This window comes from Mycolicibacterium alvei, from assembly GCF_010727325.1.
Taxonomy (GTDB): domain Bacteria; phylum Actinomycetota; class Actinomycetes; order Mycobacteriales; family Mycobacteriaceae; genus Mycobacterium; species Mycobacterium alvei.
Map to the genome: position 1 here is coordinate 112,912 of NZ_AP022566.1, position 20,908 is coordinate 133,819.

Annotated in this window: 31 protein-coding genes; 11 read left to right on the top strand and 20 right to left on the bottom strand. The window is 65.0% G+C overall.

From position 1 onward, the window contains the following. Positions 1 to 23 precede the first annotated feature (23 nt). From G6N44_RS28050 to G6N44_RS28095, 11 genes are all read right to left on the bottom strand, one after another. Complete coding sequence (locus tag G6N44_RS28050; RefSeq protein ID WP_088305642.1) at positions 24 to 872, bottom strand: hypothetical protein; 849 nt, start codon at positions 870 to 872, stop codon at positions 24 to 26. Positions 873 to 1,182: 310 nt separating this feature from the next. Then, positions 1,183 to 1,428 (bottom strand): hypothetical protein, encoded by a 246-nt coding sequence (locus G6N44_RS28055; protein WP_163670550.1) that lies wholly within the window; start codon positions 1,426 to 1,428, stop codon positions 1,183 to 1,185. Positions 1,429 to 1,504: 76 nt separating this feature from the next. After that, the gene (locus G6N44_RS28060) at positions 1,505 to 2,164 is read right to left on the bottom strand and encodes a hypothetical protein (protein ID WP_133062593.1); all 660 of its coding nucleotides are present in this window, start codon (positions 2,162 to 2,164) and stop codon (positions 1,505 to 1,507) included. A gap of 35 nt (positions 2,165 to 2,199) precedes the next feature. After that, positions 2,200 to 2,793 carry a DNA N-6-adenine-methyltransferase gene (locus G6N44_RS28065; RefSeq protein WP_235683166.1) on the bottom strand — a complete coding sequence of 198 codons (594 nt, stop codon included), beginning with the start codon at positions 2,791 to 2,793 and terminating at the stop codon, positions 2,200 to 2,202. After that, positions 2,790 to 2,924, bottom strand: coding sequence for a hypothetical protein (locus tag G6N44_RS29740; RefSeq protein ID WP_264033066.1), 135 nt, complete (start codon positions 2,922 to 2,924; stop codon positions 2,790 to 2,792). Before G6N44_RS29740 ends, G6N44_RS28065 begins: the two co-directional genes overlap by 4 nt. Further along, on the bottom strand, positions 2,924 to 3,622 hold the full coding sequence (locus tag G6N44_RS28070; protein ID WP_235683167.1) for an NYN domain-containing protein: 699 nt from the start codon (positions 3,620 to 3,622) through the stop codon (positions 2,924 to 2,926). Before G6N44_RS28070 ends, G6N44_RS29740 begins: the two co-directional genes overlap by 1 nt. A 245-nt stretch (positions 3,623 to 3,867) precedes the next feature. Further along, on the bottom strand, positions 3,868 to 4,455 hold the full coding sequence (locus G6N44_RS28075; protein ID WP_163670552.1) for a hypothetical protein: 588 nt from the start codon (positions 4,453 to 4,455) through the stop codon (positions 3,868 to 3,870). Positions 4,456 to 4,564: 109 nt separating this feature from the next. Beyond that, positions 4,565 to 4,996, bottom strand: coding sequence for an ASCH domain-containing protein (locus G6N44_RS28080; protein WP_088305647.1), 432 nt, complete (start codon positions 4,994 to 4,996; stop codon positions 4,565 to 4,567). Beyond that, positions 4,993 to 5,463 carry a hypothetical protein gene (locus G6N44_RS28085; protein WP_133062594.1) on the bottom strand — a complete coding sequence of 157 codons (471 nt, stop codon included), beginning with the start codon at positions 5,461 to 5,463 and terminating at the stop codon, positions 4,993 to 4,995. The genes G6N44_RS28080 and G6N44_RS28085 overlap by 4 nt, the downstream gene beginning before the upstream one ends. Before the next feature lie 116 nt (positions 5,464 to 5,579). Beyond that, entirely contained in the window at positions 5,580 to 6,419 is an 840-nt protein-coding gene (locus tag G6N44_RS28090; protein ID WP_133062595.1) for an ESX-1 system-associated protein, read from the bottom strand. Between the two features lie 120 nt (positions 6,420 to 6,539). Continuing rightward, positions 6,540 to 6,851 (bottom strand): hypothetical protein, encoded by a 312-nt coding sequence (locus G6N44_RS28095; RefSeq protein ID WP_088305650.1) that lies wholly within the window; start codon positions 6,849 to 6,851, stop codon positions 6,540 to 6,542. 413 nt (positions 6,852 to 7,264) lie between these two features. Here G6N44_RS28095 and G6N44_RS28100 point away from each other — a divergent pair, with 413 nt between their 5' ends. After that, the gene (locus G6N44_RS28100) at positions 7,265 to 8,206 is read left to right on the top strand and encodes a hypothetical protein (RefSeq protein WP_088305651.1); all 942 of its coding nucleotides are present in this window, start codon (positions 7,265 to 7,267) and stop codon (positions 8,204 to 8,206) included. Positions 8,207 to 8,260: 54 nt separating this feature from the next. Here G6N44_RS28100 and G6N44_RS28105 read toward each other — a convergent pair whose 3' ends face one another. From G6N44_RS28105 to G6N44_RS28135, 7 genes are all read right to left on the bottom strand, one after another. Continuing rightward, positions 8,261 to 8,617: a helix-turn-helix domain-containing protein gene (locus G6N44_RS28105; protein WP_088305652.1), complete on the bottom strand. Its 357-nt coding sequence runs from the start codon at positions 8,615 to 8,617 to the stop codon at positions 8,261 to 8,263. 67 nt (positions 8,618 to 8,684) lie between these two features. Then, positions 8,685 to 8,996 carry a hypothetical protein gene (locus G6N44_RS28110; RefSeq protein ID WP_163670554.1) on the bottom strand — a complete coding sequence of 104 codons (312 nt, stop codon included), beginning with the start codon at positions 8,994 to 8,996 and terminating at the stop codon, positions 8,685 to 8,687. Between the two features lie 111 nt (positions 8,997 to 9,107). Then, a complete protein-coding gene (locus tag G6N44_RS28115) occupies positions 9,108 to 9,761 on the bottom strand; it encodes a hypothetical protein (RefSeq protein ID WP_163670556.1) in 654 nt (217 codons plus the stop codon). A gap of 260 nt (positions 9,762 to 10,021) precedes the next feature. Beyond that, positions 10,022 to 10,906 (bottom strand): hypothetical protein, encoded by an 885-nt coding sequence (locus G6N44_RS28120; protein WP_133062598.1) that lies wholly within the window; start codon positions 10,904 to 10,906, stop codon positions 10,022 to 10,024. 38 nt (positions 10,907 to 10,944) lie between these two features. Beyond that, positions 10,945 to 11,544 carry an AAA family ATPase gene (locus G6N44_RS28125; protein ID WP_163670558.1) on the bottom strand — a complete coding sequence of 200 codons (600 nt, stop codon included), beginning with the start codon at positions 11,542 to 11,544 and terminating at the stop codon, positions 10,945 to 10,947. Next, positions 11,545 to 12,501 carry a hypothetical protein gene (locus G6N44_RS28130; RefSeq protein WP_133062599.1) on the bottom strand — a complete coding sequence of 319 codons (957 nt, stop codon included), beginning with the start codon at positions 12,499 to 12,501 and terminating at the stop codon, positions 11,545 to 11,547. It abuts the gene before it with no gap. 92 nt (positions 12,502 to 12,593) lie between these two features. Continuing rightward, a complete protein-coding gene (locus G6N44_RS28135) occupies positions 12,594 to 12,818 on the bottom strand; it encodes a hypothetical protein (protein WP_163670560.1) in 225 nt (74 codons plus the stop codon). Positions 12,819 to 12,951: 133 nt separating this feature from the next. On the opposite strand from G6N44_RS28135, the gene G6N44_RS28140 reads away from it, so the two are divergent. From G6N44_RS28140 to G6N44_RS28165, 8 genes are all read left to right on the top strand, one after another. After that, on the top strand, positions 12,952 to 13,302 hold the full coding sequence (locus G6N44_RS28140) for a hypothetical protein (RefSeq protein WP_088305660.1): 351 nt from the start codon (positions 12,952 to 12,954) through the stop codon (positions 13,300 to 13,302). 132 nt (positions 13,303 to 13,434) lie between these two features. Then, on the top strand, positions 13,435 to 13,635 hold the full coding sequence (locus tag G6N44_RS28145) for a hypothetical protein (RefSeq protein ID WP_133062600.1): 201 nt from the start codon (positions 13,435 to 13,437) through the stop codon (positions 13,633 to 13,635). Between the two features lie 97 nt (positions 13,636 to 13,732). Beyond that, positions 13,733 to 13,909 (top strand): DUF7461 family protein, encoded by a 177-nt coding sequence (locus G6N44_RS29155; protein ID WP_170309467.1) that lies wholly within the window; start codon positions 13,733 to 13,735, stop codon positions 13,907 to 13,909. 131 nt (positions 13,910 to 14,040) lie between these two features. Next, positions 14,041 to 14,238, top strand: a complete 198-nt coding sequence (locus G6N44_RS28150; protein WP_163670562.1) for a hypothetical protein — start codon at positions 14,041 to 14,043, stop codon at positions 14,236 to 14,238. 38 nt (positions 14,239 to 14,276) lie between these two features. Next, positions 14,277 to 14,621, top strand: coding sequence for a DUF6283 family protein (locus G6N44_RS29305; RefSeq protein ID WP_220099801.1), 345 nt, complete (start codon positions 14,277 to 14,279; stop codon positions 14,619 to 14,621). Positions 14,622 to 14,664: 43 nt separating this feature from the next. After that, positions 14,665 to 15,066, top strand: coding sequence for a hypothetical protein (locus tag G6N44_RS28155; RefSeq protein WP_163670564.1), 402 nt, complete (start codon positions 14,665 to 14,667; stop codon positions 15,064 to 15,066). Next, the gene (locus G6N44_RS28160; RefSeq protein ID WP_163670566.1) at positions 15,063 to 15,248 is read left to right on the top strand and encodes a hypothetical protein; all 186 of its coding nucleotides are present in this window, start codon (positions 15,063 to 15,065) and stop codon (positions 15,246 to 15,248) included. Before G6N44_RS28155 ends, G6N44_RS28160 begins: the two co-directional genes overlap by 4 nt. Position 15,249: 1 nt before the next feature. Beyond that, positions 15,250 to 17,067 carry a type IV secretory system conjugative DNA transfer family protein gene (locus tag G6N44_RS28165; protein WP_163670568.1) on the top strand — a complete coding sequence of 606 codons (1,818 nt, stop codon included), beginning with the start codon at positions 15,250 to 15,252 and terminating at the stop codon, positions 17,065 to 17,067. A 22-nt stretch (positions 17,068 to 17,089) separates the two neighbouring features. Here the strand turns inward: G6N44_RS28165 and G6N44_RS29935 are convergent, their stop codons facing one another. After that, positions 17,090 to 17,224 carry an excalibur calcium-binding domain-containing protein gene (locus G6N44_RS29935; RefSeq protein WP_407666186.1) on the bottom strand — a complete coding sequence of 45 codons (135 nt, stop codon included), beginning with the start codon at positions 17,222 to 17,224 and terminating at the stop codon, positions 17,090 to 17,092. Positions 17,225 to 17,318: 94 nt separating this feature from the next. Here G6N44_RS29935 and G6N44_RS29655 point away from each other — a divergent pair, with 94 nt between their 5' ends. Together G6N44_RS29655 and G6N44_RS28175 are read left to right on the top strand one after the other, a co-directional pair. Beyond that, positions 17,319 to 17,591 (top strand): hypothetical protein, encoded by a 273-nt coding sequence (locus G6N44_RS29655; protein ID WP_235683168.1) that lies wholly within the window; start codon positions 17,319 to 17,321, stop codon positions 17,589 to 17,591. A gap of 150 nt (positions 17,592 to 17,741) precedes the next feature. Next, positions 17,742 to 18,986, top strand: a complete 1,245-nt coding sequence (locus G6N44_RS28175; protein ID WP_235683169.1) for a TerD family protein — start codon at positions 17,742 to 17,744, stop codon at positions 18,984 to 18,986. Positions 18,987 to 19,106: 120 nt separating this feature from the next. Here G6N44_RS28175 and G6N44_RS28180 read toward each other — a convergent pair whose 3' ends face one another. Continuing rightward, entirely contained in the window at positions 19,107 to 20,855 is a 1,749-nt protein-coding gene (locus G6N44_RS28180) for a hypothetical protein (RefSeq protein WP_163670574.1), read from the bottom strand. Positions 20,856 to 20,908: the final 53 nt, after the last annotated feature.

Here is a 20,908-nt window from a genome sequence, read left to right on the forward strand (position 1 = left end):
GTCCCCCTTCTTGATTCGTGCGATCAGCTGGTCAAGGCTTTGCGGTGAATGGTGTCGATGCTCTTGGTGACGTTCGCCGTGAGGCGTTCGGGGACGATGACGCCGGCGGCGTCGAGCAGCTCCAGGGCCTTGGTGAGGGCGTTGTGGGCGTGGGCCTCGGTGAGGGCGGGGTCGCGGGCCTGGCGCATCAGCTTTTGGGCCTGGTCGATCTTGCGGCTTTCCTCGGGAGAGAGTTTGTGGCCGTTGTGGCTGATGCCGCGGCGGGCCTTGCTGCGGGCGTTTTCGTCGGCGACGCCGAATGCTCGGCGCGCGTTCTCGGCGGCTTCGGCGAATGCGATGACCAGAGACGACTCGCTCGGAATGGTCTCGGTGCACAGGTTTCGCGCGGCGCCGTAGGCGGTGTAGAAGGCGGCTGTGGCCGGCTCGCTGACGTCACCGAGAAGGGGTCGGGTGAAGTACACAGATTCGGGATCGGTCTCGAATTCCATGAGCGCTTCGCTGGTCTTGTCGAGCGCGTTGAGGCCTTGGGTCCACAGGGCGATCTGGCCGTCGCGGCGGGCTTGCTGTTCACGCTTGTCGACACCGCGCTTGGTCAGGTGCCGCCAGGCGAACCACGCCAGCACAGCCATGACCAGGACGGTGAGAGCGATGATGGCGACGAGTCCCACGATGGTCCAGTCGGCGGGTTCGGCCGGCATGTTCGGTGCCGATGGTGCTGCCGGCGGGGTTGTGGCGGGCGCTTGGGAGCTGGAGTGGTCCTGGTTGCTGTTGGCCTCGATGATGCTGGCGCCCGACTTCAGCATCATGGGAAGCAAGTAGATGACCGCCAGTAGGGCAATGCCGAACGTGATGAGTGATCTCAACTCGCGCATCGAATTTGCGCCTTTCGTCGTTGATCGGCCGAGTCGGCCTTGGCGGTCTCCGCGCGCTTGAGGCGGCCACAGGCGTGGGAGACTTCGGTGCAACCCGTTATCGGGTTGCCACTCCCGTCCGGGTCGCCGTCGTCACTGCGGGTCCATTCCATGCTCGTTCGCTCACCACTGGTCGCGGGGCTGAGCAAATCGGAGCAGGGCCGTCATACTTATCGATTGTTGCGCTCAATATCGGTGCCCCGTATGGAATTTCGGTGCGAGTTCTGCGGCATTCCCCTGTTACCGAGGAATGCGTGAAAACGATGCGGACCTACCCCGCCTGCAGTCCTGCCGCGCGGGCGCGTTGCAGCTCGGCACGCGATCGTTGCGCCTGCACACGCGTTCCGCCCTCAAACCCCATCGCATAGATACGCGCGGCAACTCGGTGCAGTTCCCAGATGCCCGATTCGTCGAGCGGTGACCGGTCTTCCTTGTTGTCGCGGGCGAAGTGCTCCGAGAAGACGTATTCCTCGACCGCCTGGGTGACCTCGGTGGGAACTGGAATGATCTCGCTCATCGAGATCCCCGGCCGCCGCCCAGGCGTGCTGTGGCATGTGGTCGGTCCAGAATCGTCGCAGTGAGCGCCCGTCCAATTAGCACGGGGCCCACGCCCGGGTCCGGCGCGGCAAGATCGCGGGCTGGCGCCGCGGCGCCGCCGGGAGTACCACGGTGCGGAATCGCTCGGATAGCGCAGAGGGCTCCTCGGGAGACTTCGCGCCGTCCTCGGGCATCCAGCTCATGGGCCGCCGGCCGGGCGGCGCGGTAGCGACATCGAAGTCGTTGAGGTCAGTCGCGGCCAACAGGAGATGCACTCCAGGTTCGGGGTCGATGGCCAGGGTATGCAGTTCCGGGAAGTACTGGAGCCACCAGCTGTAGTCGTTGACCACGAGCACCAATGGTTGGCCGGCACCGCGGTCCCGGCGCCGCTGCAGCTGTCGGTTGAACAGGTCCAGGGTGACGTTCGGATCGTCAGCGTTGAGCACCGTGGACGGGTTGATCGTCATGACCCCGGGAAGGCCCAGAAGGTCAGTGCAACTGTGCGGTCGGGTGGGTGTTTCGAACAGCACCATTCGCAGCTGGTCGGGGCATGGGGGGATCTGCACGACACATTGGCCCGCCGCCCGCATGAGCTCAGGTGTCTTGCCGACACCCCGCGGGCCGATCCAGCGGACGTGCGGACGGTGCCCGCTCAACGTCACCTCGGTGGCGATACCGGAGGCCGACCGCCCCAACACCACTCTCAAATCCCTCACTGTTCCTACCCCTCACCGGATGTTTGATTCGGTCATCACGCGTCCTCGAACGGCAGCGTTGGGTCGCTGGCCGGTAACTGCCAACCGGTTTCTCGATCGACAAGGACAGCGCCCAGCTGTCCACGTTCGATCGCGCGGGCGAGGATGTCGACGTTGTTGCGCCCGAACGCGACCAGCACGCTGGGGGCGCCGCAGTCGTTGGCCGCCGCTGTTCCGTCGGAATGGTGAAAGACCAAGCGGCGCTGCAGAAAGCACACCGCGTCCGCGCGCCGCCACACGTGGTTCATGAAGCCTGTCGTGTCGGTCCGGGCGAAGATCAGCGCGATTCCGTCGCCGTGGTCAGCCAATCGCGACACCCACCGGTGCACCTGGGCCCCGTAGGGCGGGTTCAGCCATACCCGGCCAGACCAGGGTGCGCTCAGGCCATCGTCAGGAAGGCAGATATGACGGCGAGCGGTCGGCCAGCGCGTGGGGTCCGGCGCCGCACAGGGGTCGAGGTCGAACTCGCCCAGTGCTGCCAGGAGGTGTCTGGGCGTCAGCCATACATCGGTGCCCCCAGCGAACGGCTGGAAGGCCATCCCCCGACGGGTCGGTGCCGGGGTATCCGCAACGGCGAGCGGTGTACTCACAGCATTCCCGCACCTTGAGCGACGGCCAGCGTCAATGCCGCGCCCAACAGCATCACGAACAACGTCACGACGATCACGGCGGCAATGTGCTGGCGCCAATGCCCCAACGAGGTGTGGTTTCTTCCGTCCATCAGCCTTGCCCCTGCCTTGATCCGTAGCCAACCCGTTCGATGAGGTAATCGTGCTCGTCACGGCAGGCCGCGAAATCTTCGACTTCCATTCGGGTGCACCACAATCGCCCGGCCTCACTGTCGCCATGAAGGTGGCCTACCTGCTGGCCCGCACCCCCAAACCACTGGAACCCTTCGACCCGGGCTTCTCGGGATCGCTGCACTGCGGCGACCGCGGGATCCAGATCGTGGTCGTGACTGGCCAACACGACCAAATCCACATCGGGGCGCGCCGCGGCTTCCACGACGGCCAAGGCGCACAGCACATCGACACCTTTTTCGGTGACATCGACTTCTGGCTGTACCTGCGCTCCTGCCGGGCCCACACTGTAGGCAGCGCGCAGGACCCGGTAGCGCAGCGGCTGATGGACCACGCGCACCGCGGGGTCGGCCTCCCACCGCTGCTGGTGCGCCAGATTCCGCTGGTACCCGTAGAGGTCGAATTGAGGCTCGGGCAATCCTCGAAATACCACTACCTCGACCAGTTCCGCGGGCAGTGGCGACACCCGGTTGCGTACCGCGATGAGGCGACGGGCGAATCGCCCTGGCGAGATGAGGCTGTCTGCAGCGGCAGTGCTGGGGACGAAGTGGTCGCGGGCGCAGAGGTGAACGTTCTGGTAGTCGATGACAACGACGGCCCGCAGCGGTGTGATGGTCACCGGGTCACCGCCCCTGGGGCCGCGGGCGCGAAGGGTGTGGACGGCGCCAACCGCCCCTGCAGGCGATTGTCAGGTCGTGGACAGCCGTTCATGCCTATCGATTGTGGTCAGACACAACAGGGCCGCGTCCGGATTTTTTGGGCCAGTTTCTCCCCGGTCGCGGGGACGATCCCAGTGCCGCTCGGACAGTTGCGCCCCGGCCGGCACAGCCGTTCAGCCGCCACTCGCGGCCTCGGGTGTTGGGGTCACAGTTTGTAGCAGCTGTAGACCAGGCGGTGGCCGTCGAGGAGCTCGCTGAGATCGGTGATGAACTCCTCACCGATCGGGTCCCAGTTCCACATCTTGACCCCGAGGGTCCCGAATGCCCAGGGGTGCGACCATTCCCAGTCATTGAGGCCGACGTCTTCACCGCAGGATGCACACGCCACCTCACCGCTGCCGCCGTCAACCCACGTCAGCATGGCCGGCCGGAATGCCGTGACAAACCTGCCATCACCGTCGCCGGCGAGTTCGAGCGGTTCTCGATGACCGCATCGCGGGCAGGTCACCGAGTCGAGATCACTGGCCCAGTACACCGATCGAGTGGCGTCGATGGACAGGCCGTTGGTCCACAGGCGAGGCGCGGTAACGGGAACCGAGCCGCGGCCCACGATCGCGTAGGAATAGTTTTCCCCCGGTGCATAGCCGCCTTCTTCGGCGCCTAGCACGCAATCGCTGAGTTCGGCGGCCACGATCTGATCGTTGATCAGCCACGACAGCACCCGTTGCTTGAGCCTGGGTGCATCTTCGTCGGTCGCATCGACGTCGACCAGGGTCTGCGCATAGTCGCCCACACCTCGACCATAAATGCCGCCCACCACACCTGAGCGCACCAATTTCCACCGATGAACGTGCCGCCATCGCGCGCAGGCGACCACCACAACAACGTCGCAACCCCGACGTCTACAGGGCCTCCAGCCGGCGCACCACATCGGGCGGCGGTGTCCACAACCCCAGCGCCCCTTTGCACGCGATGGGTTCGTCTAGCGCGCGTGGGTGCTCCAACACCAAGTGGGTGATGCGATCGCGTTGGCGGCCACCGAATTCGACGTAGGACGACTCCCCCCACGGTTTGTGGCACCCGGCGTTTTCGTGGCAGTCCACCAGATCGACCAGCCCGATGATCGCGCCCATCGTCAACGCCGATGGATACAGGGACCGGCCTTTCGTAGCCTCTTCAATCAGGGGGCTGCGGTCACCGCGTTCTGACCATCGTTGTCCGGCATGGATGGCCAAAACGCCTCGGTACGACCACAGCTGCGTGCGATTCTCGATGTTCTTGCCGCCGTGGATGATTGCCCACGCCCACGGCTGTTGTACGGTGAGAGCCTTCACAATGCGGCGGCTGCCATAGCGGGCTGCTGCGCGGCCAGGGGCTCGACGTTGGCGAACTCGACCCAGCACGAGTCGTCGATCCAGTCGTCTTCCACGTCGTACTGGCCGATCGGGTATTGCGCTACGCCAGTGGGATATTCCCAGTCGACGTAGTTCACGATGCAGCCCTCGTAGGGCACTGTCCAGCCCCACCCTTCGCGCCAGAGGTGCGTCACACCGTGAAACTCGCGTTCCTCGTGCTCGTATCCACTAGGCACGCTGTTGTCATGGTTGATGTCATGCTCAATAGGCACGCCGCCGAACCAGTGCGGCTCTCCGCACCGCAGAAATCCTTTGCACCCGTTGCCGTCTGGGCAGATCAGGGTATAAGACCGTTCGTCGGGATGCTCAGGGAAAACGGCTTCACCGCGCTGGCGCGCTGCTTCACGGTCGGCATCCAAACCGATAACGAGGATGTGGTGGCTCACGACGGCTCCTTCGAGGGCGTGCGACGTCGCGTCGCATTCCATCGATTGTGGCCGCCACTATGGTGGGCCTGCGGGGGTTTTCGAGGCCAGTTTGACTGCCACGCCCTGCGCGGCTGTCAGTTCGCAGCTGAGCAGCTCTGCCGGATCACTTCTCCGAGTGCTTTCACGGCCTTCCAATACGCATCGTCGCTGACGCGATAGGTGGGGAGCCGGTTGGCGTACTCGAGTTCGTAGGCCGCTTGCGCGCGCAACAGGCCGGCCAGGAACTGGTCCTGGGTTGCGTCTGCCAGACGTCTGGCGTCTGCGGCCTGCGCCTTCAGTACCGGAATCACCGCCAATGCCACGGCTCGCTGTTCGGCGGGCCACTGCACCGACGAGACCTGCGGATCCATTCGGACCCAGTCCTTCTGTTTGCCGGCATAGCTGTCGGTGAGCTGGTTCCACTCCTCACACACAGGGTCCTTGCGCAGCGGCACGACAGGTTCAGCGGCCACCGCTGGGGGCGCTGGCGCGGTCTCGGTGACTGTGACCGACACCGGGGCGGCGGCTTCGGCCGACGGCCCCGCGGTGAAATGTCCAATCAGCCCTCCAGCCAAGCCTCCGACGATCAGCCCGATCGCCGCGGCGGCACCGATGGCCCGCTTGGCCTTGGCCCGGCCAGCTCCTGATGCCATGCGGCGCCGCTCGTGGCCGACGACGACGCCGAACGCGGCATCTCGGCGAGAGCGGATCTCAGTGACTGCTACTTCGATCGCGGCCGCCGGGGTGCCGATATCGGCGAGCTCTTTGACGAACCGGGCCACGCCGACGAGCTCACCGCTGTACCTGGGTCGGGGAGCAGGCTCCTCGGCTGGCAGGAACCGCTCGACGAAGTCGATCCGCAGGCCCGACTCCTCGGCCATCTCCGACGCGGAGAGCCAGCGGTTGGCCGCAGGATAGGACCCACTGCTGCTCATACGTTCGTCACCCTCACCCGAGCCTGCGCACCGTTTCGTCGAGGCATTGTAGGGCGACATTGCGCACGAGTGCACCGCCCAGGTTCAGTCGCGCGCGTCGGCCTTCTCTTCGCTGAGGCGTCACCAGATGTTGCGCGCCTTAGCCTCCCATTCGGCTTGGCCGGCAGCGACGTGGCGCAGTTGGGTCGCCAGCGCTCCAACGCCGTCCGGGGACGCTGTTCCTGCCGACTGGATCCGCTCGGCCAGGTCCCACACCGACCGTGCCAAGGCTCCCGGGCCTCCCGGGCCCGCTGACAGGACTTCGGCCAAGTCCTGTAGCCGCTTCACTACCGAAGCCAAAGCGGTCGGGCTATCGATCTGGGCCTGACCGAGCTGTTCTCCAATACCGGCAACGTCAATAGCTGCGGCACTGATCTGTTCCGAAGTCAACATTCCCCCCCTTGCTGTTCATCGCGTTGACCTGAGTGTATTGCCAGACTCGCTGGCTGGTGGGCTTGCCACTTTGTTCAGAGCTTCGAATCCGGTCCCGCGTTCGCCTTCCCAATGAGACGATCAAATCGGTTCCTAGCAAATCACGGGAGGGGCCGCTGATGACCCGGTTTCATCGCGCAAACGCCGACCCCGCGGTGTCCCCGCTACCTAGCCGGCACTGCGTGACGCAACGGATCACTGGGCGCCGGGCGCGACGTTCTGCGATGAGATCTTCACTCGTCGGAGTTGCCGTTGCGCTGGCCGCAGGGTGCTCGGGTAGCCCTCATATGGGTGCAGGCATGGGCGGGATGTCTGGAAATCTCCTTTCGGAGTGCGTCGATGCGATCGGCCCCAATTCCACACCGGAGCAACTCGTGGACGCCGCACTCGCCGCGGAGGTGACCAATCCCCTCACAGGTCAGCCGATCACTGTTTCGCAGCAATTGGCACAGGACAAAATTCCTGTCACAGAGAAGTTCCACCGCGATCTTGTCGAGAGCATTTTCACGGATGTCCCGGCCGGCGGTGACGCGGCGTTCGCCTCCGCCGCCTGCCAGGTGCCGGGCTGGGACATCCGAAACGGCAGCTTCGTCTACATGTTCGGCCCGATCCCGTCGAATGCAGCTGATCATGACAGAGTCGCCAAGACTCCCCACTTGCTTCGCGGTTTCGGCCGCCAGCAGTGCTCAGGCAGGAGCGGCGATCCCAAACGATGGGACCAAGAAGAGCACGCGCTCAAGACCACGATTGATGAAGCTAGAGCGGATCCCGAGGCCTACAAACGTTCGCAGCTGGCTGAGACCGACGAATACATAGCCAACGGCGGGAAGTTCCTTGCGACGAGCCCGCTGGCCGCTGATCCGGTGTTCCTCGCGATAGTCAAAGACTCGCGCGAGCGGCTCAACGCCGAACCCGCGCAAGAGACAGTCAAACGACTCGAGGCTGCCTTCGCGATCAGTCAACAACTCCCCTTTGAACACCAGTGCCCCCAGTTCCGCCATGGTGTACCGACATTGGGGCGCGAGAAACCATTCGAGTGGGCCGAAGGGTTCGGCGGTGCACAGCCCGAATCGATCTCGCTGGCCTCGACGGCCAGCAGCTCGGTCAGCGACATCACCTGGCAGTCGTGGGGTCAGCCCCGAGCCATCGGCCATGGAGTCACGTTCCACGGTGTCGACGAACCCAAGTCCGAGATCTTCGTCATCGCATTCGACCTAGGCGACTGCGACGGTCATCCTGCCTACCGCAAGGTGGTCCGGACTTCTGACCCCGACGAGTTCGACCCAGGCGACGCAACCGACGTTTGCCCTGAATAGACACCCGAGTCTTCCTGTGCGCCACAGTGACTTGCGCAGTCACAGAGCGGGCAACTACACGACCGGTTCGCCGGCGTAGGCGATCTGACCTCCGCTTCGGATGATGGCCTCGGCCGCGGCGCTGCGATGGAGGCGGGCCGGGATGGGCCGCAGCTGTGGGTGGGCCTCCCATAGTCGCTCATCGGTCTCGAAGGTGATTAACGGGTCGCGATCGCCTGCGGCGAGCTCGTCGACCAGCTGCGCATATCGCCGTTCGAGTTGGGCGATCTGCTCGACATTGCGTTCCGAGATCCCCTGGGCGCCGCGCTCCCAGCGGCGGACGTTTCGTTCGTCGACGCCGAGTACCTGAGCGAGTCCTTCAGCGGTGAGGCCGAGACGTTCTCGGCGGCAGCGGATTTCAGCCGGATTCATAGCTCAGCAGGCCTCCTTAGGCTCTGTATGTGCGGTGCGCGACGGAGCGCCGCGGCGGGCAGCGGGTTCACCACCACCCGGCTTCGCGGCCCTGACGATCGATTGCGCACAGTTCGACGACCGTGGTGGAGCACAGGCGCTTGTACTCATCGACAGCCTTTCCTGCCGCTTCCTGGCGGCTGGCGCCACGGCGCGCGATCGACGTGGTTACCCCGAAAGGATGACGGGCCTCAGTCTGAGCCGTCCACACGGGCCGGCGCACAGCGCCGGTGAGCAAGTCGACCGAGCGGACCTTGACCACCTCGCCGATCACGCGTCCGTCCAGCATGATCGCGTACTGCCCGATTCCGGTCCTGCGGAAGGTGACGGTTTCAGTCATGGGGTGCCTCCTTGGGCGGTTGCGGTCTGGGTAATCCCTGACCGGACTTCCACCACCGTACACCCGGTAAACCGGGTGTACAAGTGTTTGTCTCCTAGACTGCGCGCATGCCTACTGAGCAGCCGTCGGCGCCGCGTCGAGATCGACGACTGGCGCTGACTGCGTCGGATTCTCATCGGCACTGAATACATCGGCGACCACGGCCGCATCAGTGGCCGCGGTGCGCCATTCGATGATCTGCGCCCGATCGGTGCCCCCCGCTACCTGACGCTGCCACTCGCTGATCACCGTGTCTGTCAGGTCGGCGTGACGAATCACCCGACGCTCCACCAGAACGAACCCACCCTCAGTCAGCCAGTCGACGTAGCGCTCAGGCCCTATGAAGGCCCGCTCAAAGGCCCGCTGCCGGGCTCGTCGCACCCGCAGTCCTTGCGGTAGTCGCTTGAGCCGCGGCGACACCAACCGCACCGTCTTGGACCACGACAGGAAAGTGCCCCCGAACATGGCCGCCAGGTGCTGCCCGGCTCCTTCACCGTGTAGTCGCGCCTGTTCGACCATCGCGTCGCTGGCTCCGGTCGTGCGCGCGTAGCGGGCGCAGGATTGCGCCATCTCTTCGCGTTGCTCTCTGGGCTCGCCGGCATCGAGGTTTTTCAACCAGTAGGCGGCGGCCGAGACCTGACGTAGCGCGCGGGTCTGCTCACGAGCTGCGGTGCGGTCGCGGTATTGGCTGGCGCGCCGAAGCCGTTCCCGGTCAGTGGGAATCACGTCACTCTCCTTTCCTGAGCTCCCGCAGCGCGATTCGCGCTGCGACACGACGGTGTGCGCCGCAGGCCCAGATCCGTTCGGCCACGGGTGTATTCGAATCGCATACCTGCATCATGCGCTGGGGGTACGACATGCTCGGCGGTGCGAAATGTTCTGGGCTATAGGCGATAGGACTATCCACCGGCGCGAATCGCTGTGCGCAGCTGTCGTTTGATGCCAGCCGCGGGCAGCGCCGCACCCCCGGGTGCACACCACGCGTACTAGTGGTTGCGCATCTGTGCGACGGTGACCGGTCGCCACCGGGCCAAGCCACCCGGGCCGTCGAAGTGTTCCGGCGCTGCCCGCCACAGAGGCGGATACGCAGTGATGACGGGGTGACCCGACTCCCCGGCGAAATTGCGGGGATGATCGTGGCCCGCCTTCTCCGGTTCCAGGTGCGTGACAGCGACGATTGCAGCCGGCGCTGTCCAGATTTCGAACAGAGTGTGCGGCGGCAGCGCGTTGGGCCCCAACCCCAGGTCGCTGTTGACATACGAGGCACGTGCTCGACTGCCCGAAGACCATGGCTCGGCCACGCACGCGATGTCATTGATCAAGACGGCGTTCGGGTTCTGGCCAGCGCGCATACTCATGGAGCGGTAGAAGGGTATCGGGCTGGCGGTCAGCCCCAGCGCGTGTGCGATTGTCTGTGCCAGGTGACCGAATCTCACCGCGGCGGTCCAGATTTCGCGCTGCTCGTGGCGCCAGTCCCAGTTGGGTTCGTTCATGAGTCGCATGTGTTGTCTCTCGGCGACGGTGGCATGCTCACCAACCAGACGCCCTAGGGGCGCGAGTGGCATCGCGGAGCTGATCGCCAGCTCGGTCAGAAACTGCTGCCGCTTCACCAGGTTGTCGACGGGAATGTGTGTGTTGCCAAGGAAATCGCGTGCCGCGAATTCGTCGCGGAGGCGGCCGGTGTCCACTGAGACCGCGAGTAGCGCCAGGACGAGCAGTTCGCGGCGATTGTGCGGATTCTCGGGCTCCACGCCGCCCAGTAGGTCCTTGGCGGCACGACTGACTTGCCAGCCGGAGCCGCCCGCGTCGAGCCAGTCGTCCAGGGCCCGCCAATGATCCAGCAGCGCCCCATACTTCACCGGCGGTTTCACCGCGACATGTTGGGCATGCCGGGTGCGCCTCGGCCACCTCACAGGCGAGCCAGAGAGTCGATTGGTTCGAGGGTCCACTGAGCATTTCGGCTCATGTCCACGATGACCTCCTCCGGCACGAAGCGGCCACCGGATGCGGCCCGACGGCGGTTGCGGCGCAGACATTCGTCTACCGGCGTAAGCAGGGTGACACGTTCGTAGCGAGCACCGTGCCGTCCGGCCAGCGCTACCCACTGGGCCAGATGCTCGGCTTCGAGGTTGGTAGCGTCAATCACGATGGACTTACCATCCCGGAGCGCGAGAACGGCCAAGCGCCTCTCCACGCCAGTGACGATCAGTTCCTGCAACTCGGTGAGCCCACGGTACTTGCGGTACAGCAGGAATCGAATCTGGTCACGGTTGATGATGACGCGATGCCCCGGGTCGAGATCCCGCCAGGCGCGGGCCCAGGTGCTCTTGCCTGAACCTGGCAGTCCTTGCAGGATGAACACCACCGGATGAATTGGCATGCCATTATCGTAATGCGGTACCGCATTAATGGCAAGCCATATTTTCGGTGGGTCAACAACGCCCCAACGCCATCTACCTTTCGACCGGGCGCAGCCTGGAAAACTGATGATGCCGACCGCCAGCAGCACCTATCGAGGACAGGTGTCGAACTGTTCTCGCAGCTGGTTCTGCAACGCGATCTCATCAGCTGACAGGTACTTTTCGGGATGCTGCTCCAGGTGGGAGTCGGGGTAGCTGCAATCCCCGACATCAACTGACCCCTCGTACTGCTTGGTGATGTCCTGCGGCGCCGTATGCCAGGTCAACCAAAGCGGACGGCCGGGGCCCGCACCGACGATGCTGATGATGTCAACCAGCGCACGGTAGGTGGATTGACGGCTCACCACGACTCCAAGATCGGCGATCGTCGCATCACGCACAGCGATCCGGTTGAGTTGGGCCGGCATGGTCTCGATCTGCCGGTGGATGCGTTGCTCTTGGTCACGCGACAGCGGCAGGGTCACCCGCCAGTTCGGTGCCGCAGAGTCGACAGGTAGCAGATTCACGGTGCCGGCCGTGACACCGACGTTTCGAACCGCCTGCAGCACTTCCGGTATCGGCGTGGACAGTTGCCGGACCGTCAGCCAGTTATTGGTAGCCCAGTCGATCTGCACAGTGGGCGACGTCGAAGCGATGGCAGCTGCCAACGAGCGCAGCGCTGTGCTGTCAGTAGCAACATCGGCTGCATTGAGTGACTTGACGTCTCGCACGACGGTGACCGCTGGCACCTCGCCAATCCGCAGTCGCAGCCGTTTCAGGTAATCGGCCGAACCATCACCGTGCGCACTGGATACCGCTTGCGCAACGCCGCTGATCTGGCCCGCCTCGGCGGCCGGCATCTGCACGTTGAGCGTGGCTATCGAGTCCAGCTCATCCTCGTCGTAGCCCACCCAGGCCTTCGCCACCCCGGGCATGGAGCTGATCGTCACCTCCAGTGGGTCGGTGTCGATCATTCGCACAACCCGGCACGCCGCGGTCAGTCCCACCAACACGCCTACCACGGCCAGCAGAGCTGCCGCCCTCAACCTCCAGCGCCGAACATCCATCGTGGCATTCTCTCCGCACACCGCCCTGCATCGGAGCACCAATTTCGACCCGGGGATGTTGCACCGCACCGCGGTGCAGGACTGACGGCCGCTCAGCCGTTTCCTTGCCTCAAGGTGGCAATGAGCACAGAACGAACCGGAGCGTTCTCGTCCGCCGCCAAATCGACCAAGGCACGCATGACGTCGGCCTTACTCAGTGTTCGACGGCCCGTTTCGCGACGAAGGCCATACAGAAGCTCGTCCCACTGGCCAACCTCGTTTCCGTCGAGCCTGATCGACCAGTTCACCTTGCCGGGGTCCACATCGGGCGACGTCACAGAACGTGATTCTAGAGCTCCTGCACGCATGCGCGCAATACGTCTTGCGCGCATGCGCGCATGCATGTAAATTTGCGCACAGACACAGCGGGAAACGCATAGTGCCGCTCCCGAGAACAGGCAGAGGTGGCCCATGAGCGCGACTGCGACACCGAACCGCTACGCGAACAAGGCCGTCATGAAGCGCGACACTGAACGCGGCTCAGGACAAGAACGCATCGTGGCCGCCGCGACGCTCTACGGCTGGTCCGAGGTCGACTACCGAGCGATTGACATCCCATCCAGCGAGCGCGCTTGGACCAACGGGGATCACGTCTTCTACGTCCGCCTCGGTGAAGCGGGCCAGGTGCTCACGGCGTGGTCCTACCGCGGCGCTGTCGAGGACCGGGCCGCGCGCGCTCGCTCGTCAGTCATCGGCGCCGTGACCGACGGACGCGATAAGGCCAGCCGCGCAGTCGATCTGCTCGCACAGGCCACTCGATGAGCACCACCGCATCGGGCATCACACCATCCGCCGCCGCCGAGGCGACGACCGAACGACTCGTGCAGGCCGGTTGCCGTCGAAAAGGTCGAAAAGTCGGCCGCGCCTGCCAGAACCAAGGAGCATGATCGGATCATGGCGACACCCGCGCACCTGGCTCCACAAAACTGCTTCGTCTGCGGCGGCGCCGCGCACGCCGACACTGATCACACGTTCCGGTCCAATGCTGCAGCCCTCGCCGAGGCCCGCGAACACGATCGGCGCACCGTCCACCACTACCCGGGGGGCCAGACCTCATCGGCTGCGGCCTACGTCGCAGAACACCGGCCGTACTGACCGGTCTGCTCAGCAGACCGGCCCGAACACGACACCCGCAATTGCGTTCCGGCGCAACGCTGCGTCCCCGCAGACTATCGGCCCTACGGAGGATCACATGAGTGAGCTAGGCAAGCAGATCGCGGAACTGGACGACCAGTGGAAGCACGCTTGCGACGTGGCAACCGCCAGCATCGGCCAGCCGGATCGGGCAGAGAACGTCGCCTATCGAGACGAGCTTGCAACCCAACTGGCACAGCTGAAAGCCCGAGCTGGGTCGGATGTGCGGCGGTGACGAATGCCTGCGAGATGTTCGCCCTCAATCCAGATACCCTGCCGCGCAACGCACCCTTCGCCTTCACAGTCGCATCCGGGCCGGACGGAAGCAACCCCACCGCGACGACGAACCCGACGATAGGAGAACCCATGACAGCCCCCTTGATTGTCGGCGATCAGGTTCGCCATGCCGATCGTCGCGAGGACGGCATCATCGTGCAGCGTGTCGCAGCGTGGACGCCGAACGAACTCACCACCTACGCCCCTGACGCGGGCATGGTGCAGGTGAACTGGGATGGGGAGCGCCAGCCACACTGGGAGTACTACGCAGAGCTGATCCGCGCGTGAGCCCGGCCAGCCGCTCAGAGGTGGGCAAGCCGATCACCGTGCCACTAGAGCTATCGCACTGTGTTCGGCCCTGCGCGAATTGCCCATGGCGCACAGACTCCCCAGCAGGCGAGTTTCCGGCCGAGCGGTATGAGACATTGCGAGCGACAGCCGGATCTCCCGGACGCGAAGCGGGGCTTGGCGCCCCGATCTTCGCCTGCCACAAATCCGAGCCCGGCCGCGACCGCGCGTGCGCAGGTTGGCTTGCCGTCGCCGGCGTCGATCACCTCGGTATCCGACTCGCCGTCGCCCTCGGCCGCCTGCCGACCACCGTTCTTCAGCCCGGTGCAGACTGGCCAGAGCTGTTCAGCTCATACGACGAGATGGCGGAGCGGAACACGTGAAGTACGACATACGGATAACCCGAACGCCAGTGGAGGTCTCAGCATGACCGATGAGCTGCACTTCGCCCAGGCCTGCGTCGGCGCGGCCACGCACCTGCACACGACTGCAGACGAGCTTGCCGCCAACCCCGACGACCCAGACGCGGTCGGCAAGGCCGGCCGCGATACCCTCACGGCCCTCGAACAACTCGCCGGTATGCATCCGCCGGCGCCGATCCTCGCCTCGCTTCAGCGGATAGCCACAGACTTGAGCACAGCTGGCGCCAGAACCACCGACAAGACCCCTGACGACCAGATGCCCGACACGGCCCGTGGAGACCAGGTCCCCGACAAGGCCCGTGGGCACCAGATGCTCGACACGATCCGAGGAGCCGCCGACGCCATCGGCCAAATCGCCCAGGATTACGCGCGGCAGCACGCCAAAGGACAAGGCACCTGGCAATGAACGCGACTGTCCTCACCTGGCTCGTCCGCCGCGCCGGCATCCCGTTCGACGCCACCATCTGGGTACCTAAGACCGGCACCGTCGACGACGCGAAGGCCGAGGCCCGCCGCGAGCACGGGCCCAACGCCCAGGCCGTCCGCCGCCCCGGCGACCCACACTGGACCGAACTCGAAACCAGCTGACATGAACCCCAGCCCCGTGACCGCCGACGAGATGCCAGACCACATCGACCTGGCCCCCGGCGTGCAGCTGCCGCTGGAGATTGTGACCGCGGCTGTAGCAATCCTGGCAAATCGTGGAGCGGGCAAGTCCGGGGTCGCGCACCACCTCGTCGAGCTGATGTACGGCGCAGGCCTGCCCGTGGTGGTCGTCGACGTCAAGGGTGACTGGTGGGGGATTCGCTCCAGCGCCGACGGCACCAGCCCCGGGCTGCCGTTCTATATTTTCGGCGGCGACCACGGCGACCTGCCCCTGGAGCCAACCGCCGGCGAGCTGCTGGCCGATCTCATCGTCGACGACCGCATCCCCGCGGTCCTCGACCTGTCCCACATGAGCAAGACCCAGGCCCGCACCTTCGCCACGGCGTTCGCCGAGCGTCTCTACCACCGCAACCGTGACCCGCTGCACGTCGTGATCGAAGAAGCCGACGTCCTTGTTCCACAACGCGCTTCAGCTGCGACCGCCCGATTGCTCGGGGCGATGGAGGACCTCGCCAAACGCGGTCGTCAGCGCGGCATCGGCATGACGATCTGCTCGCAACGCGCCCAGGAAACCGCGAAATCTGTCTTGGACTTGATGGAGACCGTCATCCTGCTGCGCACGACCGGCCCGCGCTCCATCAAGGCCGTCCAGGAATGGATTTCGGTCAACGCCGACCACGACGACACAACCGCCCGCACAGTCATCTCCTCCCTGCCATCACTGCCCACCGGTCACGGTTGGATCTGGAGCCCGGGGTTCCTGCGAATCCTCGAACGCGTCGAATTTCCGATGTTCACCACTTTCGACTCCCACGCCACCCCCAAGCCCGGCCAGCGACGCATCGTCCCCAACAAGCGCGCAGTGATCGACCTGGACAAGCTCGGCGCCGAGATCGCCGCCACCCGCCAACGCGCTCAGGGCAACGATCCGCGCCGCCTGCGCGCCGAAATCCAGTCCCTGCGCAACGAATTGGCCGCAGTCAACCAGCGCGCAGACCAGGCCGCCGCGCACGCTGCCACCCTCAGCCACCAGTTGGCCGACCGCGACGACCAGCTCAACACTCTGCGCGCCCAGGTCGACGAGCTCACCCGCGACAACGCGCACACCGCCGCCGTTGAATCACTGCGCGCGGCGATCGACCTGATCGAGGCCTCGATCGACACACTGTCCACCGGCCGCCCTGCACCGCCCGACCCACCAGCTCCACGGGCTACGCCCGCCCCAACGCCCGTCGAGCCGACGGCCCCGCCGAAACCAGCGCCAGCACCGCCACGGCCGCCCAGCCCACCGTCAGAGCCCACCACCACGCGGTTCCGCGCGGGCGCCCACCGCATGATCACCGCCCTGGCCACCATGGCCCCACTGCGACTGACCAAAGCTCAGTGGGCAACCGTCGCGCACATGAAGCACACTGGCGGCACCTGGTCGACATACCTCGGCGAGATCCGCCGCGCCGGACTGATCCACGAGACCCCCGCCGGCTTCACCCTGACCCAGGCCGGCTGGGACTACATCGGCCACCGTCCTGAACCGATGACCGCCCACCAGTTGCAGCAGCACTACCTCGACATCTTGCGCGCCGGCGCCGCACGAATGCTCCAGGCCGTCATCGACGCCCACCCCGAAGGCCTCTCGAAAGCTGAGCTCGCCGACGTCTCCGGGGTGACCGCTTCAGGCGGGACGTTCTCCACCTATCTCGGCGATCTTCGCCGCAACGGCCTCGTTGAGCAACGAGGTGACCAGATCGTCGCCACAGACATCCTCATGTACGGCGCCAGTGCCCCACCCAGATCCCACTAAGGGCCGTGAAAGACTCAGCTGCTCAGCCAGCCTCGCACGCAACGCCGTCGCCATCTCGATCGAGATTGGGACTGTAGCCCGGCTCCCCGCGATGTAGCGGTGCCGCGCCGGCAGCACGAGCAGCAGCGCAGCTGGAGAACGGCGTCATCGCGGGCATGTATTGCTCCCACGGCCCTGAGTTTTCGGGCGACCCGCCGGGTACCGGTACGGGGCGTCCGCCGTCGCTCGGCGGCGGCTGGACCACATGCTCAGTGTCAGAGCTCGGCGCCACCGACGGAACGGCAGAAGTCTCGACGATGCTGGGTGCAGCAGAGGTGGTCGTAACCGTGGTCGTGGTGATCTGCGTCGTGGTGGTGGTCAGTGGGGTCGTGGTGGTCGCCGACGTTGGGGCCGGGTCCCGGCCATCCTCACTTTGTGAGCATCCGATGGCACCCACCAGGAGCATTGCCACCAGCGGTACGACGGCAATCGTGCGCACCGCGGATCCGACCGTGCACCACATCGACGTCATGGCCAGAGTTTAAGGACCTCCTCGACGGCGCTGTCGGCCGCTCCTGTCATAGTGCAGCGAGCGGTTCTGAGCAGGTCAACGCGACGATAGAGGGGAAACGGGCGTGGTGGATGTCTCCAAGGGGTCCAAGACAGATCTGGCGGCCGCCAGGTACACGGTCAGCGTGACAGCGAACAATGCGGCCGCGGTGGACCTGTTGGCGGTGGCACTCGATGCGAGTGGACAGGTCCGCTCCGACTCGGACTTCGTGTTCTTCAACAATCCCTCGGCCGCCGGTATCACGCTGGTTGACGGCCACACCGCCCAAATCGACCTACAGGCGGTGCCTGCCGACGTCGAGCGACTGGTGGTGGCCGCCAGCACCGAAGCGCAAGGGTTGCGGTTCGCCGATGTCACGGCCCTAGCCGTCAATGTCGGCTCGCAGGCAGACACAATCCGATTCATCCCGCCGGCGTTGAGCACCGAGACCGTGGTGCAGCTGGTCGCCTTGTACCGGCGCTCAGGCCGCTGGCGCCTCGACGCGATCGGCCAGGGCTACGCAGATGGATTGGCTTCGTTTGCACGCAATTTCGGGATCTCCGTCGACGATGAGCCGAGCCCGGTAACCCCACCAGAAGCGCCGCAGCCCGCACCGAGCACCCCGGCGGCCAAGCCGATCAACATGACCAAGGTTGCGGTCGTGCTGACCAAGGATTCCCCGACAAAGACTGCCACCATCGACCTCCGCAAGAGCCAGGGCGATCCCAACTGGGTCCTGACTGTCGGCCTCGAGTGGGACGGCCGAGGCGCCACCTACGACACCAATGGTCGCGTAAAGTCCTGGGGCACGGGCGATTTGGATGTCTATTTCTTCTGCCGCAATGAGGTTACCAACGAATACGTGGTCATCAGCGGGGACCGCGGCCGGCAAGGCAGCCTTCAGAAGTGGCCTCACGTGCAGCACTATGGCGACAGCCAAAACCCCGGCAAGGGAAACAAGCCCGCCGTCGAACAGGTGCAGGTCCTACCCCAGGAGAACGGCGATCTCCTAGTTAATATTTACCAGAGCGTCGATAATGGTATGGGCGCCATCAACACCTTCGGCCGGCCCCGGTGCGCGATCCGCTACGGCCGCGCCGGCCGCGACGGACTGCCCGGGCCCGACGCCGACGAGATCCTGGTCTATGTCGGCAACAACAAGAACTCGTACTGGGCCACAGTGGCCCACATCGACGTCCAAGACGGCATCCTCACCGTCGACGGCGACACTCGCTACAGCGCACGGTTCAACGAACGCATGCCCGGTCTAGACACCGCCGGCAAATGGGTTCGAGAGCCCGACGGCGGACCCGTCGGACAAAGCAAAAGCAAGAACAAAGGCCAAGGCTTGACGCGCTACAGCGGGCACTGCCAGCCGTCGAAACGCTAGCCAGGCAGCGGGCGCGCCAGAAACGCGGCCCGAGAAGGCCATTCAGTCTCTACCAACCCGCTGACATATCGACCTGCTGACCCAGGAATGGCGCACGGCCCGTGAGCCGGAGACCCGCACCTAACGGAACGCCAGGCCCACCACATACGCGGCGGGAACCGTCACGCTGTCATGCATCCCATCCGGAGTGAACTCCAACGAGCCGTTGGCCTGGACCGACTCAACAGTCCCGTCGATCTCCTCTACGCACCACCCCGCGCCATCGAACGATCGGCACTCGACTTCCAGTCGAGCTTCCATACTGCGCCCGCCACCAGCTGGAAAGCCGATTGAGAGCAGCTCGTAGTCGTCGACGCCGTAGACGAAGTGCGCACGTTCAAGTGCACACCTCACCGCGAACCACGACCACGGTTCATCGGCGTACGGCCGTGGCGGCACGGCTCCAGGACGCAAGGGCCGGGAATGTTCGTACCAGTAGGGATTGGCCGCCGAAGCATTGTCTCTGAGCGCCCGAGCTTCCTCAACCACACTCGACGGCTTCCGACGCGCCACGAATTCCCCTTCCACCAAGGCAACTCCGTGTTGACGCAGCATCTTGACCGACTGGCGCCGCTGGTCGGTGATCGGCTCACTCCGCAGCGGCGTCCGCAATTCGGCCGTGTGCGCCGCCGCCCACGCCGGGGCTCGAACGACGGCCACCTTCTCCTCGAAACCAAACGGGCGGCGCTCCACAGCGACTGGCCCACCGATCACCTCGAACTGCGACAGGTAGGCGATGGCCTCCATCCCATCCCCGGTGAGAGGCCACCACGGAATGCAAATCAGGTGAGTGCACTCATTGCTTGCGTCGAGGTGACTATCGAGCAGCCCTGCCGCGGCCATATCGAGCCTTGCGATCCAGTCCCGTATCAGCACGCGCCGGTGGTCCTGGGCGATCCTCAACGCCCAACTATGCACCGAATCGCCAGGCTCCACCGTCGGCTCATGCAGGGCACAGGTGGGCAATGAGGCCAAGTCATGGACATGGGGGAATTCATCGTCGAGGTAGGCGGCCGCGATCGCCGCGAGATCCGACCCAGTCGGGGAGCCACTCTTGAGGGCGTGCCTCCAAATGCCGGCCACCACACGCCACGGCTCAGCTTGTTTGTAGGTCGACGCCGGCGAGAACATACGGGTGTAGGCGTCCTGAGCGACCCCGCAGCCAGAGATCTTCAGCACCGCGGCCGACTCCTGCAACACCGCACTTTCGGTTTCGACCATGAGCACGGCCCGCTCCAAGACCGCAGAAATTCCAGGGTTCTCACCGATACTGTCGGCTACACACTCGGCTACCACTTTGACTTCGTCGCGGTACGCGCCCAGCGCGCTACGCAGTCCCGCTACCGCCTCTGTCCAATCCTTGCCCTTCACAGCACGCAGCCGCTCGTCCCAGACTCGACCAGTCAGCGGCTGTCTGGCTTTCCATCGGGCGAACTGTAACCACGTCCAAGCTTCGTCAGCGCTACGTCGTCCATCCTCCAGCCAGTCAAGTCCACGGAACAACTCTGCCGCCACGGCCACAAAAGCATCCGCTGGCGCGGAGATGGAAACTGCACGCGCGCAGCTCATGCATATAGAACCGATCGATTCTGAAAAGCCGAGAGCAGGCGACCGATCTGTTACCCACGGGGCGGGGCGTTTCTCGTTCGGGGAATACCACTGGCGAAACCCTGGCATGTGCTTGCATCGACTACGCCGGTGCGCCCAGTGGAACTTCGCTTTTGCCGAGGCCTGGTACAGCGGGATGGTCGCTTCGGCGAGGCTGCGCGGCAGGTCGATGCCCAACGCGGCGAACCGTTGCGGCGTAGCCGCGGCGAGGTCGGCGAGCATAAGGGCAGTATGCCCCTCCCGGAGGGTTCCGGACTGTAGTTGTGGAAGCGAGC